This is a genomic window from Pedobacter namyangjuensis (assembly GCF_003313325.1).
Lineage (GTDB): Bacteria > Bacteroidota > Bacteroidia > Sphingobacteriales > Sphingobacteriaceae > Pedobacter > Pedobacter namyangjuensis.
On sequence record NZ_QMHQ01000001.1, the window covers coordinates 730,628 to 745,100 of the forward strand.

A 14,473-nucleotide genomic window follows, 5' to 3' on the forward strand; every position below is an offset into this window, starting at 1 on the left:
ATGACAACAGAAAGTCAGCAACATATTAATAATGAAACCAACGAGATCTCCCTTAAAGACCTCATCTTGAGAATCCGAGAATGGTGGCGATACCTTTTATCTAAATGGATGATCATCCTAGCCTTTGGATTATTAGGTGGAGCTTTAGGTTTTTTCTACGCAACTACCAAAAAACCTATTTATACCGCTACAACTACTTTTGTTTTAGAAGATGAAAAACTAGGTGGAGGGGGCTTAGGTTCACTAGCAGGCCTAGCTTCTATGGCAGGAGTGGATGTGGGAAGTGGTGGTGGAATTTTTCAAGGGGATAACATTTTTGAATTGTATAAATCTAGAAGAATGGTGGTGCAAACTTTGTTAACTGAGGTTATTGACAATGGTAGGAAAGAAACCTTAATAGACCGCTACCTTTATTTTAATGATTTTAAAAACAAATGGAAAGACAAAGTTGAATTAGCGGAGTTATCATTTAAACCTGACACGTTGTTAAATGGAAACCTGAGTTTGAAGCCAAACAGACTGAGAGATAGTATATTAAATTCTATCGTCTCTGAAATCAATAAAAACTGTTTAACTGTCGAAAAGTCAGATAAGAAGCTTAGTATCTTGAAGGTAGATGTGAAATCCAAAGATGAATTCTTTTCAAAAGCGTTCAATGAAGCTATCGTTGGTAATGTAAATGAATTTTATTTACAAACTAAAACTAAAAAATCCCTTCAAAATGTTCAAATCATGCAGCAAAAAGCAGATTCTGTACGAGCAGTGATGAACGGTGCGATCTATGAAGCAGTAGCCATTGCAGATGCCACACCTAATTTAAATCCTACCAGACAGGTTCAAAGGGTTGCACCGGCCCAAAGAGCACAGTTCTCTGCTGAGACTAATAAAGCTATTTTGAGTTCTTTAGTCCAGAATTTGGAGATGTCTAAACTGGCTCTGATGAAGGATACACCTTTACTTGAAATTATTGACAAGCCAATATATCCTTTAGATAAACAAAATTTTGGGAAAATAAAAGGTATAGGCTTAGGTGGATTCTTATTCGGCTTTTTGGCGGTTTTTTTTCTAACAACACGTAGAGCGCTAAGGAGCGTTTTTTATCTTTAAAAAGTAGTATGATCATTTTATCACATAGAGGTTATTGGCTTACCGAGCACGAGAAAAATACTAAAGAGGCTTTTGAGCGATCGTTCAAGCTTGGATTTGGCACGGAAACGGATATCAGAGACCTAAATGGAAAATTAGTTATAAGCCATGATATACCCCATATTCAGGATGCTAATATTTTTGTTGAAGACTTTTTCGACATTTATAAAAAACACAATAAGAATTTACCCTTAGCTCTGAATATAAAATCGGATGGATTAGTTCAGGAATTGGTTTCTCTTTTGCGGAAATATGAAATACATAATTATTTTGTATTTGATATGTCGGTGCCAGATGGTTTATCTTATATCCGGCAGAATGCGAATGTATTCACTAGGCAAAGTGAATATGAATTGGAACCGTCATATTATTCTGAATCAATGGGGGTTTGGTTAGATGAGTTCAAGCATCATTGGATCGATAGTAAGACTATTACTAATCACCTTAATAGGGGAAAGAAGGTATGCATTGTTTCACCAGAATTACATAAACGTAATTACTTCGATGAATGGAAAGACTACAAGGATATAGATTCTAAAATTTTAGTAAATGGAGAGCTAATGATATGTACGGATAAACCTATAGAAGCTAGAGAATATTTCAATGAAAAAAATTAAAGCTGTTATATTTGACATGGACGGTGTTTTGATAGATGCAAGGGAATGGCATTTTGAATCACTTAATAAAGCACTAAACTTATTCGGTGCAGAAATTACTAGATACGATCATTTAACTACTTTCGACGGACTACCTACCAAAAAGAAATTGGAGATGTTAACAGCCGTTGCGGGTTTCCCCGTAGGTTTGCATCAGTTTGTCAATGATTTAAAGCAACAATATACAATGGAAATTGTATACTCTAATTGTAAACCTGTATTTCAACAACAGTATGCCCTTTCTAGATTAAAGAAAGATGGTTACAATTTGGCAGTATGCTCAAATTCAATTGCCAAAACTGTTGAGATTATGATGGAGAAATCATCACTTTTAAATTATTTAGATTTTTTCTTATCCAATCAAGACGTAGTTAACGGAAAACCTGATCCAGCTATATATAATTTGGCTATTTCAAGATTAGGCTTAATGCCAGAAGAATGCTTGGTTGTAGAAGATAACGAACATGGTATTAGGGCTGCCCTTGATTCGGGAGCACATGTGCTAATGGTCGACAGTCCTGATGATGTTCATTATTATAATATAATAGATAAAATAAAGGAGATAGAAAATGCTTAAGATAATAATACCACTTGCCGGGTCTTCAGAACTGTTCGCAAATGCAGGTTACTACTATCCCAAACCTTTGATAGAGGTCAAAGGCATCCCTATGATCCAAACAGTTTTAAATAACCCATTATTACTTGACGTTGAAAAATCTTTTATTTTCATAATTAAAGTGGAAGATGCAAAGAAATTCCATCTGGATAGCACATTAAGAATACTTGCCCCTAATTGTGAAATCATCAAAATTGATAATGATACAAAAGGTGCGCTATGTAGCGTAATGCTCGCAGTTGATAAAATAGATCCTCAGGATGAGGTTTTGATATTAAATGGCGATCAAGTGATTGATGAACCACTTGGCCAAATTTATAAATATTGGAAGAAATTAGATGCACCTGCTGGTCTGATCACTTTTACCTCAGTACATCCTAGATGGTCATATGCAAGACTTATAGATGGCATAGTAGTGCAGACAGCAGAAAAAAATCCTATTAGTAACTACGCAATTGCTGGAGCGTATTATTTCAAAGTTGCAAGTGCCTTTTTTAGTGCTGCTTTTAGATCGATTAAGGAAGGTGTTCATTTGGATGGAATGTTTTTCATTTCACCAGTAGTTAACCAATATGTACTAAATGCTGAAAATGTTTTTGCCTATAAGATAGATAATAAAAAATATCATTTATTTTATTCTCCTCAAATGTTGCAGGAATACGAGAGAAATTTTCAGAATATATGAAAGTATTTAAGATCAAAGATATGTTTAAGGGGTGGTTTATTGGCAATTTTGAACCTAGCCTTTTTAAGACTAACGACGTGGAAGTCGGTCTAAAGGAATACAAAATGGGAGACTATGAAGGTGTTCATTATCACAAAATAGCTACTGAATATACCGTAATCGTTTGTGGCCAGGTTGAAATGAACGGAATAGAGTACAATGAGGGTGATATCCTTGTAATTGAACCATATGATAAAACTGATTTTAAAGCATTAACAGATGTCAAAACGTTGGTAGTCAAATTGCCGGGCGCTAATGACGATAAATTTATATAATTATGATAAACATAGTGATACCGATGGCGGGGGAAGGTAGCCGTTTTGTGAAAGCAGGTTTCAGTAAGCCTAAACCATTTATTGACGTTGATGGGCAGCCTATGATTGTTAGAGTGATGGAAAATCTAAAATATCAAAATGCTCATTTTATTTTGATTGGTAGAAAAGATCATTTAACAAAGGAGAAAGCGCTCGTAGATAAAATAATTGCGGATTATGATGCAGAGTTCATTTCAATTGATAAATTGACTGAAGGTACCGCGTGCACAGTTCTTTTTGCAATGCCGCAAATAAATACTGATAAACCATTATTGATCGCAAATTCTGATCAGCTCATTGATATAAACATATCTGATTTCGTTAAAGATTGCTTTGAAAGAAATTTAGACGGGTCAATATTGACTTTTCAAGATAAAGAATTGAACCCAAAATGGTCTTTTGCAAAGATTCGACAAGATGGCCTTGTCGATGAGGTAAAAGAAAAGGAGGCGATATCATCATATGCGACAATAGGAATTTACTTATTTTCAAAAGGTAAAGATTTTGTTGATTCTGCTGTGCGTATGATAATTGAGAATGAAAGGGTTAACAATGAGTTTTATACTTGCCCCGTATATAATTATTCAATAGATCTGGGAAAAAAAATTGGCGTTTTTGACATCCCAGTTGAAAAAATGCATGGCATTGGTACACCTGAAGACTTAGAAGAATATTTAAAGCTAAAGTAAGAGTCTTGGAAAATTTATCGATACTAATTCAGGGACCAACATGTTATTGGCGTGAACAAGTACGAGCCTTTAATGGAATTAATGATATTTTATGGGTAACCTGGGATACAGAACCAGCCGAAAATATTGCTTTCATTGAATCCCATGGCATTGAAGTTATACAGATATCAATGCCTGAGACCAAAGGCTATTGGAATCTAAATCTTCAATGTAGCACATCATATTATGGAATTGAATATTTGTCGAATAGAAAGCATGCGGATAATATAATTAAAATAAGGTCTGATATGATATTTAGCAATTTCAAGAAATTCTATTTGAATAATAAGCAATTGTTTTTCGAATCTTCTGATCTTATATTTTTAGGATATATTGAAAATTCGAAAGAAGCATATTTGCTGGATTATATTGTAGCTGGATCAATTAAGAATATGCTAAATTTTTGGAAGCCGTCTGAGGCTAAAGATTTTGGATTACCTTATCCTGAAGGATGTTTGCAGAAAAGGTATTATGGCTTTAATCCAATAGAGACAAAAAGATTTCCTAAGTTTTTCGATCTTAATGCGGTAAGGATTTTTTGGTTGAAGCAAAGAGTCACCTTAAATTTTTATAGATCAGATATGTTTTTACGTACAACTATTGCATCACCTATCCGGCGGTTACTGAACTATAAAGAGAAGTTTTTGTTATTTTGTGAGCGTTACAGATGACGAAAGGCGGGGGAAGTTTTGTTTCAAATTATATTTTATACTTGTTAACTCAAGCATTAAATTTGGTTACGCCTTTTATAGTTCTGCCAATAATTTCTAAAAGATTGGGAATTATTGGTATGGGTGATGTTAGCTACGTGATTGCAATAAGTCAAGTTTTTATAACAATAGGTGCAGCTGGCTTATTAAATTATGGGAATAGAAAAATATCCAGTTCGTTAAATGTAGTTTCTGACTTTAGACTATTGTTTTCCATTCAGATAATAACATCGATCTTATCATATGCATTCTTTTTGGTTTACATAAAAAAATTTGAAGAACAGTATAACCATTACTTTTTTATATCATCAATAGGTGTGTTAGCAAATATTTTTGATTTTTCATGGTATTTCATATCTCAAAATAAAATTAAAAATATAACCATTAGAAATTTATTTGTAAAGGTAATCATGATCCTTGGGATACTATTTCTGGTGAAGAATCGCGAGGATATATTGGTTTACCTATATATATATTTTGGCACGACATTCTTGCTAAATTTGCTCATGTGCGGTTTTATTCATTCAGATCACTTCAAAATATGGAAAATTAAATTGCAACAAATTTTACAGGAACTAGGAAAGGTCTTCATATTCTTTATTCCAACGATGTTAATGTTGGTGTATGCATCTTTTGATAAAATCTTATTAGCAAAGATTGTAAATAATGAGTCATTAGTAATTTATGACAATTCTTTAAAAATTATTACGATTCTCTGCGTCTTAACTGCCTCACTAAGTCCTTTGATGGTGGCGCGTATGTCAAAAACGGAGGAGGGCGATATTAAAAAACTAGTTGGATTCTCTCTGTCTTTTGTATGTTACTTTTCATTTCCTATGGTGTTCGGTATAATCGCTATATCTGAAAATTTAGTAAATGTTTTGTTTGATAAGTCATTTAATGGTATGATACAGTCTATGCGTATACTTGCTCCTATAATATTTTTTATAGGATTGGGTGATATAATGGTTAATCAAATTATAATCTCAACCAATAAAGATAGACAATATATAATAGTAATGGCTTCAATGGTAATCACTTCTTTATTATTAAATCTTTTGCTTATACCGATTTTTGGAGTCACAGGTGCTTCAGTAAGTAATCTATTATCTCATTTTTTAATATTGGGTGTAGAATATTATTTCTGCAGAAATTATATTAACATCAAATTGCTGTTAACCGTTAGTTTTGCTCCATTTATCGCGTCGATAATAATGATGTTAGTGATCCAAAATTTAGATATTTTTCCAGTTCAAAGTATGAATATGATTATAAAAATACTTGTGGGTATGGCAATTTTCGTCATTTTGAATCATATTATGAAAACAAAGTTTCAACAAGAAGTGCTTTCTTATGCACTACTAAAATTAAAAAAAAGAAATGAGAAGTAAAGTATTAATTGTTTTTGGTACGCGTCCAGAAGCCATAAAGATGGCGCCGCTAGTAAAAGAATTTAAGCTACACGCAAAATCTTTTGATGTTAAAGTTTGTGTTACTGCCCAACATAGAGAGATGTTAGATCAAGTTTTGAATTTTTTTGATATTATACCAGATTACGACCTTAATATTATGAAACCTGGGCAAAATTTATTTCATTTGACAGCTGACGTAATAACTGGCATGAAGCCAGTTATAGAAGCTTTTAATCCTGATTATATTTTTGTTCACGGAGATACAACTACATCCACAGCTACCGCATTGGCTGGATTTTACGCTGGTGTCACAGTATGCCATGTTGAAGCGGGCTTAAGGACGCATAATATCCATTCTCCGTTTCCTGAGGAGATGAATAGACAAATAACCGGTAGAATAGCAGGATGGCATTATGCACCCACAGAAAAATCCAAGTACAATTTAGCCACGGAAAACATTTCTAATACTAAGATACTGGTAGTAGGTAATACAGTTATAGATGCGTTATTCTTGGCTCTCGAAAAGTTAAAAAACTATGAGGATGAAGAAATTTTATTTCTTAAAAAAATTATTGATCCAAATAAAAAAATTATACTAGTGACTGGACATCGGAGAGAAAATTTTGGAGAAGGATTTAAAAACATATGCATAGCGTTGAAAGATGTTTCCGAATTAGAAAATGTACAAGTTATATATCCTGTGCACTTAAATCCGAATGTTAAAAATATTGTTTTTGAAATGTTGGGAAATGCAGATAATATAAATCTAATTAACCCGCTGTCATATCCAGCATTTGTTTGGCTGATGAATCGGAGTTACGTTATATTGACTGATAGTGGTGGCATCCAGGAAGAAGGACCAAGCTTAGGTAAGCCTATATTGGTAATGAGAAATACCACTGAAAGACCTGAGGCAGTTGATGGGGGAACTGCAAAGTTGGTTGGTACCGACGTAAAAAAAATCGTGTATGAAGTGAAAACTCTTTTAAATGATAAAAGTTATTATGAAAGTATTAGCTCATCCAAAAACCCATATGGTGATGGTACTACAAGTAAACAAATTATTGACCACCTATTGACCATAAAATTATAATGTCGAAATATGATTCACTCAATGTAAAAAATGAACTCGTTTTCGTAGCGAATTTTCCTAGTACGGAATTAGAAAAAAAAGAAGGCATGGCTCAAAGGATACTTGCAGTTGACCAACACTTTAAAAGTTACAGGAGAATATACTTACAAATCTCTTTTTTACAGTTTTTAAAAAAAAAGACGGTTAATGTAGAAGAAAATTGTGTTCAATTAAGTGTTAACCTATTTTTCCATTTTTTCACTATTATAAAAATTTTTAAAAGGTCTCGGGCATTATATTTTCATTCTATGATAAATGTAATGCCGTCTATTATTCCTGTATTATTAGCACCTAAAAGGAAGATTATATTGGATATACATGGAGTTGTTCCTGAAGAAAATTACTTTACTGGAAGGAAATTGATGGGTATGATTTATTCATTAGCCGAATCTATTATCTTTAAGAGATTAACAATTGCTCTGTGTGTTTCTCAAGCAATGATTGACTTTTATAAAAAGAAATATAAAAATTCAAGAACTAATTATGTGATTTACACGATTTTGCCAGCTAATTTAGCGTTTAATCAAAACGTGTTTGTAGATGAACCAAGTGATGTTACAAATATAGTATACAGCGGAAACGCCCAAAAATGGCAAAACGTAGATTATATGGTGCAACTTATAAAACAAAATTTATCTCAAAAGATATATTATTATATACTGACTGGAGAACCCGACAAGATGAAGGTTTATTTCGATAAATATGAAGTGCCCCATTCTAATTATACCCTTAAATCTGTCCATCCTGACAAGCTTTATGAATTCTATCAGAAAGCTCATTATGGTTTTATTCTTCGGGACGATGTCATTGTTAATAAGGTTGCATGCCCGACAAAAATGGTAGAATATTTGCAATACGGAATAATTCCAATTGTAAAGACTCCATTCATAGGGGATTTTCATAGCCTAGGATATGAATTTGTTTGTGATTCAGATTTTTCATCATCGTTACTGCCAAATAAATCTATTAAAAACAAACTTATTGCAGAAAAAATGAAAACTGAATATAATGCGATTGATTTAAAATCACTTTTAGATTAAATGGATTATGAAACCAAACTTAGATAATAAAACAATTTCAGTAGCTATAGCAACATATAACGGGTCTAAATATTTAGGGCAGTTAATGGAGTCATTGTTACAACAAACGGTAATCCCCGATGAAATATTTATTGTAGATGATTGTTCAGTTGATGATACGCTTGAAATAATAAAATCTTACAATGATAAGTATCCTTTTATAAGATACATTGTCAATAAGGTTAACTTAGGCGCCATTGAATCCTTTAAATTAGCAGTTAGTAATTGCAATGGAGTTTATACAGCATTATGTGACCAAGATGATATCTGGAAGCCTAATAAACTGGAAATTAGCATTAAAACTTTAAAAGAAATAGATATTGAAAATAAACCGGCTTTAATTTACACAGATCTGTCAATAATCGATAATCAGGGCGGTTTATCTAAAATTTCATTTTGGGAATCACTTGGAATGTGTCCAGAAAGAGAAAGCTTCAAAAGTAGTATGTACGGCAACATTGCTACAGGTTGCACAATGGTTTTCAATAAACATATGAAAAGGGAAATGTTGTTAATGCCAGAAACTGTATTAATGCATGATCATTGGCTGGCAATGATTGCTTACGGATTTGGGAATATAAAAGCTGTTAACCTATCAACAGTCTTTTACAGGAGCCATGCTGAAAGTGTTACCGAAAAAAAAAGAATTAATATATTTAGAAAAATTGAAGTTTATATAAAGTTAATATTTAGGGAAGATGATTATCTATTAAAAAACATATATCAAGCGAAATCTTTCAAAAACATGTATTTTTCAAGATTAACTATCCAAAAAAAGCTCGTTTTGGAGCAGTTCATATTGCTGAGAGATAGATCTCTAATTGTAAAAAAAATAGCTGCATTTAGAAAATACACCAATTAATGGCATTCTTGCATGTAATCAAATATCAATCTGTTATTGATTTTCTATTTGTAATAGTTGTATTCATAACCACGCGACAGGTGCCATTCTCAATGCTATCGCCCCTAATGAATATCGCTTTAGTATTATTGGTAGTTTTCTCCTTATATAGATACAGGCTTAATTCAAACGAGATCAAAATCGTCATAAGTCTTTTGCTTCTTCCATTAGCCTTTTCTTTTTTTTATTCATCAATTCTAACTGACAACAAACTGTCGTTAGCTTTGAGGTTTTTTATAATTTTAATATCAATTGGACTGGCATACTTTGTTAAAGTTAGTGAACGTGCATTAAAATGGTTTATTTATCTGTGCGTTTTTCAAAGCTTCTGCCTTATTCTTGCGTTATTGTTCATTTATATCTTCGTAGGTTATGAAAATTATCTACCAGTTAGATTTTATGTTCAACAGCAAGGCTGGGGAGATTTGTATACTTACAACGGTATTTTCTATAGAATACAAATAAAGGGTAGTGCGTTACTAGTAATCGCCTTTATACTAAATGTAGAAACGGATCTAATTAAGTCTAAACTAGTTGTTGCAATGTTTCTTTTAATTGGAATAATTCTTGCTGGCAACTTTGCATTTCTAATTTCGATAGCCATATATTTTCTATATATGGTATTAAGATTGAGAAATAAAAGATCATTGAATTACTATCAATTAAGTTTATTTGCTCTGGGGATTTGTTTGATTTTCATACTACCGTATGCATATAATTTCGTCGTTTCAACTCTAGCAGATAAAAAGGATGAATCATTAGGCGCAAGATATGATCAAACACAACAACTATTAAAAGACCTATTTAGAGATGCTTTTTCATTAACATTAGGAAGAGGACTTGGAAATACTTTAGATGTGACGACCCAGTTTAGAAATTACAGTGGTTTATCTTACTATGAATTACAAGTTGTTTATTTATTCAATCAACTAGGGATAATATTTTCTTTTTGTTACCTTCTCTACCAGTCCATTATTGTATCATTAAAGTGGGGAAGATCAACATATATTGTTATTATATATATTATTTACCTAATTTATTCAGTCACAAATCCATATATATTCGACACAAACCACTTTATTGTTATCGTAGTTTTAAATTCGCTAATTATTTATGATCGTGAGAAAAGGTGTACGAATTATTTAATTGAACCATGTTAAAAGCATATATAATTTGTACAGAATAATTACCAGAATTTACTATAATAAAAATGAACAAAAATAAAGTTGCATCAGTAATTGTACTTTACAATCCAAATTGGGAATTGTTAACCAAAGTTATCAACGCCGCCTCGTCGCAAACTTCAACGGTTTTCGTCGTAGATAACAGTGAAACTGACAATAAATCAGAAATCGAAAAACGATTTAGTTATTTTGACAATTTGGTTTATAAATCTTTAAGAAAGAATGTAGGAATTGCTAAGGCTCAAAATATTGGTGTTGAATTAGTTAAAGGTGGGGGGAGTGAGTATATTATCTTTTTTGATCAAGATAGCATACCTGTTGATGGCTTAGTTGAGGCTTTACTGCTGGATTTTATTCACCTGAGAAAAAATAATGTTGCTGTTGCGACCATTGGCCCTATGCCGTTGAATAGCCAAACTAATGAGTTTTATAAACCGAGGCTTAGAAAGAATAAAAAGATAATTATTGAAAATTTAGATTTTTATACCACAAAACAAATAATTAGTTCTGGGGGATTAATGTGTGTAGAAGATTTTGAAGTTATAGGTAATTTTGAAGAGGGATTATTTATAGATGGAGTTGATCATGAATGGTGTTGGAGAGCGATACGATATAATTATTTTGTGTTTCTGTCGCCTAGGGCAACATTAGTGCATAGTTTAGGAGATGGTGATAAAAAAATTCTCGGAATTAAAATAGCTACTACTTCATCGTTTAGATTGTATTATCAATACAGAAATTATGTAATTTTGTCATTTAGAAGCTATGTACCTACGTACTGGAAACTAAATAATTTAATAAAATATTTGATTAAAGCGATTTATTACCCAGTTGTGAGGAAAGATTTAAAATTATTTACACGCATTTTTACTGGCATAAAGGACGGTTTCGATATAGTCTTAAATAAAACAAATGCAAAATAGGTTTTCGGTTTTATTGTCGTTGTATGATGGAGAAGTAGAGAGTCATCTAGAACAAGCTCTACATAGTCTTTGGATACAAAAGTTGAAGCCTGACCAGGTTGTCATAGTATTTGACGGTATTTTACGAAATGGCTTGGTTACGATTGTAAATAGCTTTTTAAATAAACTTAATGACCTAACTATTATTAAATTAGAATCAAATATTGGCTTAGGCAGGGCACTAAACATAGGCTTGAAACATTGCAGGTATGAGTTAGTAGCCCGTATGGATACAGATGATATATGCTATATTGATCGATTTGAAAAACAAATTAATCACATGATTTTATATCCAGAAATTGCTGTTCTAGGTTGCTCTGTTCAAGAATTCAATACAATGCCCAATGATCTAGGCCTTTACAGACACTTACCCATAAATATGTGCCAAATATTAACTTTTGCTAAATTTAGAAATCCTTTAAATCATCCAAGCGTTGTATTTAGAAAAACTAAAATTGCAATTGTTGGTTCTTATGTAGATATGCCGTTATTTGAGGACTATTTCTTATGGATTAGGGTCTTAGAACAAGGCTTGACAATAGAAAATCTATCCGATGCTTTACTTCATTTTAGAGTTGGCAATGATATGATTGGTAGACGACACGGATTATCATATTTAAAAAAGGAAGTTAATTTTTTGAAGGAAATTAAGAAAAGGAAATTCATCAACGATACACAATTCTTTCTATCACTTATAACTAAGGCCCCTCTTAGACTCATGCCGAAATTTATGTTAAGGGTATTCTATAAAAAAATCTTGCGATGAAAATAATTCTAACGGGAGCATCGGGCTTTCTCGGCAGATTTGTCTACAAGGAATTGGCAAATGAACATGAAGTTGTAACAGTTTCTAGGCTAGGTGCAAGCGTAAATGCTAACTTAGCAATAGAGATTCCTAAACTGCCTTCGGCTAGTTTGGTGATACATTGTGCCGGTAAAGCCCATTCAATACCTAAAACAATAGAAGAAAAGAAAGCTTTTTTTGATGTAAATTTAACTGGAACAGCAAACCTAATAAATGGCTTAGAGGATAGTAATGAATTGCCAAAAGCTTTTGTTTTTATCAGCACTGTAGCTGTATATGGATGTGAATATGGTAACATGATTGACGAAAATCATCCGCTAGACGCAAATGATCCATATGGATTGAGTAAAATTCAAGCTGAGCGGTTAATACAAAAGTGGTGCACAGAAAATAATGTGATTTGTACGATACTTCGTTTACCGCTTTTAGTAGGTGAACATCCTCCAGGAAACTTAGGCTCTATGATCAAAGCAATTAGAAAAGGCTATTATTTTAATATCGGAGGTGGTAAGGCAAAAAAAAGTATGGTATTCGCTGAAGACGTGGCGAAAATAATTCCTACAAGTGCTAAAATTGGAGGCGTCTATAATCTCACTGACGGTTATCATCCATCATTTGCTGAAATTTCTGAAAGTATAGCGGCCAAGTTAGACAAAGTTAAACCTTTCAATATACCGATATGGTTCGCTAATGTTTTAGCGCTTGTTGGCGCTTTATTTGGTAATAAGGCTCCTATAAATATCAGAAAAATGAGGAAAATTACAAACGATTTAACCTTTGATGATAGAAAGGCTAGAACATTATTAGCTTGGAAACCTAAATCTGTTTTAAATAATTTGAGTTTATAGTCAACTTCTAAAAAGAAATGGATCGGATTCGTTAAAAAACCTCATATTTAACTATTTTAGTTTCTTTATTAGAGAGTTTAGTAGTAAGTACATTGAGCAATCTTTGGTTCAGAACTAACGAGTATATGTTGTTGAAAAAGAAATTGTTATGTTCTCTAGCTGAAATATTTATTTGGGAGGTTAGGTCATTACGGTTGATTTTCTAACTAAATCTTATAACTTTTCAAACTCATTTAACAGAGTCACTAGATATGATTGTTATTTATTAGACGATAGCACCGCATATTTAATCTATAAATAAACAGAAAGTCATACAAACTTAATTTGATAGATTAAAAGAGTTAACAAAATTAAAAGACTAGACTAAAAATTTTTATAGCATGAAAATATAAAATGACTTTGAAATATAATTTAAAACGTGATTTTTCTGTACTAATGTCTGTCTATGAGAGAGAATCGCCCGCGAATCTAAATTCTGCGCTTCAGAGTGTATTGATCAACCAAACCGTCAAGCCAAAACAGGTGGTACTAGTAGTAGACGGACCGATCGGTATGAAATTAGGCGAAGTAATTAGTTATTATGAAAATAAATTTAAGGATCAATTAAAGGTTTTGAGCCTAGATAAAAATTATGGCTTAGGTTCTGCGTTACGGAAAGGACTATTAGAATGTGAGGCTAGCATAGTTGCCCGAATGGATACTGATGACATATCATTGCCAACCAGATTTGAAAAACAATTTGCTTTTTTGGAAAATAACTTGCAATATGATGTAGTTGGTTGTAACATAGAAGAATTCAATATAGTTCCCGGAGATTTAAAAAGGTTTAAATATACTCATGAACACCACGAAGAACTTATAAAAGCAATCAAGTTAAGGAGTCCATTTAACCATCCCTCAATAATGTTCAGAAAAGCGAGTATTTTAAAAGCGGGTAATTATGATGGTGACTTACCTCTCTTTGAGGATTATTCCTTATTTTTAAAACTATGGCAATCCGGATCCAGATTTTACAATTTACAGGAAGTCTTATTGTATTTCAGGGTTGGAGTTGGAATTGAGACTATAAAGCGCAGGAGTGGCTTACATTATTTGAAAAAAGAATGGGATTTTGTTAAATATGCCAAAAGAGTTGATGCGTTTACTTCAATTGAAGTTTTGAAGTACGTAATTTTAAAATTTCCAATAAGATTGCTGCCACCGAAAATAGTTTTATTTATTTACAATAGATTTCTACGTAAAACTCAAAGATAATT

The 14,473-nt window shown here is 32.4% G+C and carries 15 protein-coding genes; all 15 read left to right on the top strand.

Annotation, left to right across the window (positions count from 1 at the left end; all coding sequences use genetic code 11):
- The gene (locus DUT69_RS03320) at positions 1 to 1,107 is read left to right on the top strand and encodes a Wzz/FepE/Etk N-terminal domain-containing protein (protein WP_113651706.1); all 1,107 of its coding nucleotides are present in this window, start codon (positions 1 to 3) and stop codon (positions 1,105 to 1,107) included.
- An 8-nt stretch (positions 1,108 to 1,115) separates the two neighbouring features.
- Positions 1,116 to 1,763, top strand: coding sequence for a PI-PLC domain-containing protein (locus tag DUT69_RS03325; protein ID WP_113651707.1), 648 nt, complete (start codon positions 1,116 to 1,118; stop codon positions 1,761 to 1,763).
- Positions 1,750 to 2,379 (top strand): HAD family hydrolase, encoded by a 630-nt coding sequence (locus DUT69_RS03330; RefSeq protein WP_113651708.1) that lies wholly within the window; start codon positions 1,750 to 1,752, stop codon positions 2,377 to 2,379. Before DUT69_RS03325 ends, DUT69_RS03330 begins: the two co-directional genes overlap by 14 nt.
- Positions 2,372 to 3,103: a glycosyltransferase family 2 protein gene (locus tag DUT69_RS03335; protein WP_113651709.1), complete on the top strand. Its 732-nt coding sequence runs from the start codon at positions 2,372 to 2,374 to the stop codon at positions 3,101 to 3,103. Before DUT69_RS03330 ends, DUT69_RS03335 begins: the two co-directional genes overlap by 8 nt.
- Positions 3,100 to 3,417: a hypothetical protein gene (locus tag DUT69_RS03340; RefSeq protein WP_113651710.1), complete on the top strand. Its 318-nt coding sequence runs from the start codon at positions 3,100 to 3,102 to the stop codon at positions 3,415 to 3,417. Before DUT69_RS03335 ends, DUT69_RS03340 begins: the two co-directional genes overlap by 4 nt.
- A 2-nt stretch (positions 3,418 to 3,419) precedes the next feature.
- Complete coding sequence (locus DUT69_RS03345) at positions 3,420 to 4,145, top strand: glycosyltransferase family 2 protein (RefSeq protein ID WP_205314204.1); 726 nt, start codon at positions 3,420 to 3,422, stop codon at positions 4,143 to 4,145.
- 5 nt (positions 4,146 to 4,150) lie between these two features.
- Entirely contained in the window at positions 4,151 to 4,855 is a 705-nt protein-coding gene (locus tag DUT69_RS03350) for a hypothetical protein (RefSeq protein ID WP_113651711.1), read from the top strand.
- Positions 4,852 to 6,285: an oligosaccharide flippase family protein gene (locus DUT69_RS03355; RefSeq protein ID WP_113651712.1), complete on the top strand. Its 1,434-nt coding sequence runs from the start codon at positions 4,852 to 4,854 to the stop codon at positions 6,283 to 6,285. The genes DUT69_RS03350 and DUT69_RS03355 overlap by 4 nt, the downstream gene beginning before the upstream one ends.
- Positions 6,275 to 7,399: a non-hydrolyzing UDP-N-acetylglucosamine 2-epimerase gene (gene wecB, locus DUT69_RS03360; RefSeq protein WP_113651713.1), complete on the top strand. Its 1,125-nt coding sequence runs from the start codon at positions 6,275 to 6,277 to the stop codon at positions 7,397 to 7,399. Before DUT69_RS03355 ends, wecB begins: the two co-directional genes overlap by 11 nt.
- Positions 7,399 to 8,478 carry a glycosyltransferase family protein gene (locus DUT69_RS03365; protein WP_113651714.1) on the top strand — a complete coding sequence of 360 codons (1,080 nt, stop codon included), beginning with the start codon at positions 7,399 to 7,401 and terminating at the stop codon, positions 8,476 to 8,478. The genes wecB and DUT69_RS03365 overlap by 1 nt, the downstream gene beginning before the upstream one ends.
- Before the next feature lie 7 nt (positions 8,479 to 8,485).
- The gene (locus tag DUT69_RS03370; RefSeq protein ID WP_113651715.1) at positions 8,486 to 9,379 is read left to right on the top strand and encodes a glycosyltransferase family 2 protein; all 894 of its coding nucleotides are present in this window, start codon (positions 8,486 to 8,488) and stop codon (positions 9,377 to 9,379) included.
- A gap of 1,249 nt (positions 9,380 to 10,628) precedes the next feature.
- Positions 10,629 to 11,525: a glycosyltransferase family 2 protein gene (locus tag DUT69_RS03380; protein ID WP_113651717.1), complete on the top strand. Its 897-nt coding sequence runs from the start codon at positions 10,629 to 10,631 to the stop codon at positions 11,523 to 11,525.
- On the top strand, positions 11,515 to 12,330 hold the full coding sequence (locus DUT69_RS03385) for a glycosyltransferase (RefSeq protein ID WP_113651718.1): 816 nt from the start codon (positions 11,515 to 11,517) through the stop codon (positions 12,328 to 12,330). The genes DUT69_RS03380 and DUT69_RS03385 overlap by 11 nt, the downstream gene beginning before the upstream one ends.
- Complete coding sequence (locus tag DUT69_RS03390; RefSeq protein WP_113651719.1) at positions 12,327 to 13,217, top strand: NAD-dependent epimerase/dehydratase family protein; 891 nt, start codon at positions 12,327 to 12,329, stop codon at positions 13,215 to 13,217. The genes DUT69_RS03385 and DUT69_RS03390 overlap by 4 nt, the downstream gene beginning before the upstream one ends.
- A gap of 435 nt (positions 13,218 to 13,652) precedes the next feature.
- Positions 13,653 to 14,471 (top strand): glycosyltransferase, encoded by an 819-nt coding sequence (locus DUT69_RS03395; RefSeq protein WP_240186673.1) that lies wholly within the window; start codon positions 13,653 to 13,655, stop codon positions 14,469 to 14,471.
- The last annotated feature ends 2 nt before the right edge of the window (positions 14,472 to 14,473 follow it).

Bases quoted from the DNA above. Each gene is read 5' to 3' on its own strand.
- DUT69_RS03320 (WP_113651706.1), top strand. From the start codon at position 1: ATGACAACAGAAAGTCAGCAACATATTAATAATGAAACCAACGAGATC.
- DUT69_RS03325 (WP_113651707.1), top strand. From the start codon at position 1,116: ATGATCATTTTATCACATAGAGGTTATTGGCTTACCGAGCACGAGAAA.
- DUT69_RS03330 (WP_113651708.1), top strand. From the start codon at position 1,750: ATGAAAAAAATTAAAGCTGTTATATTTGACATGGACGGTGTTTTGATA.
- DUT69_RS03335 (WP_113651709.1), top strand. From the start codon at position 2,372: ATGCTTAAGATAATAATACCACTTGCCGGGTCTTCAGAACTGTTCGCA.
- DUT69_RS03340 (WP_113651710.1), top strand. From the start codon at position 3,100: ATGAAAGTATTTAAGATCAAAGATATGTTTAAGGGGTGGTTTATTGGC.
- DUT69_RS03345 (WP_205314204.1), top strand. From the start codon at position 3,420: ATGATAAACATAGTGATACCGATGGCGGGGGAAGGTAGCCGTTTTGTG.
- DUT69_RS03355 (WP_113651712.1), top strand. From the start codon at position 4,852: ATGACGAAAGGCGGGGGAAGTTTTGTTTCAAATTATATTTTATACTTG.
- wecB (WP_113651713.1), top strand. From the start codon at position 6,275: ATGAGAAGTAAAGTATTAATTGTTTTTGGTACGCGTCCAGAAGCCATA.
- DUT69_RS03365 (WP_113651714.1), top strand. From the start codon at position 7,399: ATGTCGAAATATGATTCACTCAATGTAAAAAATGAACTCGTTTTCGTA.
- DUT69_RS03370 (WP_113651715.1), top strand. From the start codon at position 8,486: ATGAAACCAAACTTAGATAATAAAACAATTTCAGTAGCTATAGCAACA.
- DUT69_RS03380 (WP_113651717.1), top strand. From the start codon at position 10,629: ATGAACAAAAATAAAGTTGCATCAGTAATTGTACTTTACAATCCAAAT.
- DUT69_RS03385 (WP_113651718.1), top strand. From the start codon at position 11,515: ATGCAAAATAGGTTTTCGGTTTTATTGTCGTTGTATGATGGAGAAGTA.
- DUT69_RS03390 (WP_113651719.1), top strand. From the start codon at position 12,327: ATGAAAATAATTCTAACGGGAGCATCGGGCTTTCTCGGCAGATTTGTC.
- DUT69_RS03395 (WP_240186673.1), top strand. From the start codon at position 13,653: ATGTCTGTCTATGAGAGAGAATCGCCCGCGAATCTAAATTCTGCGCTT.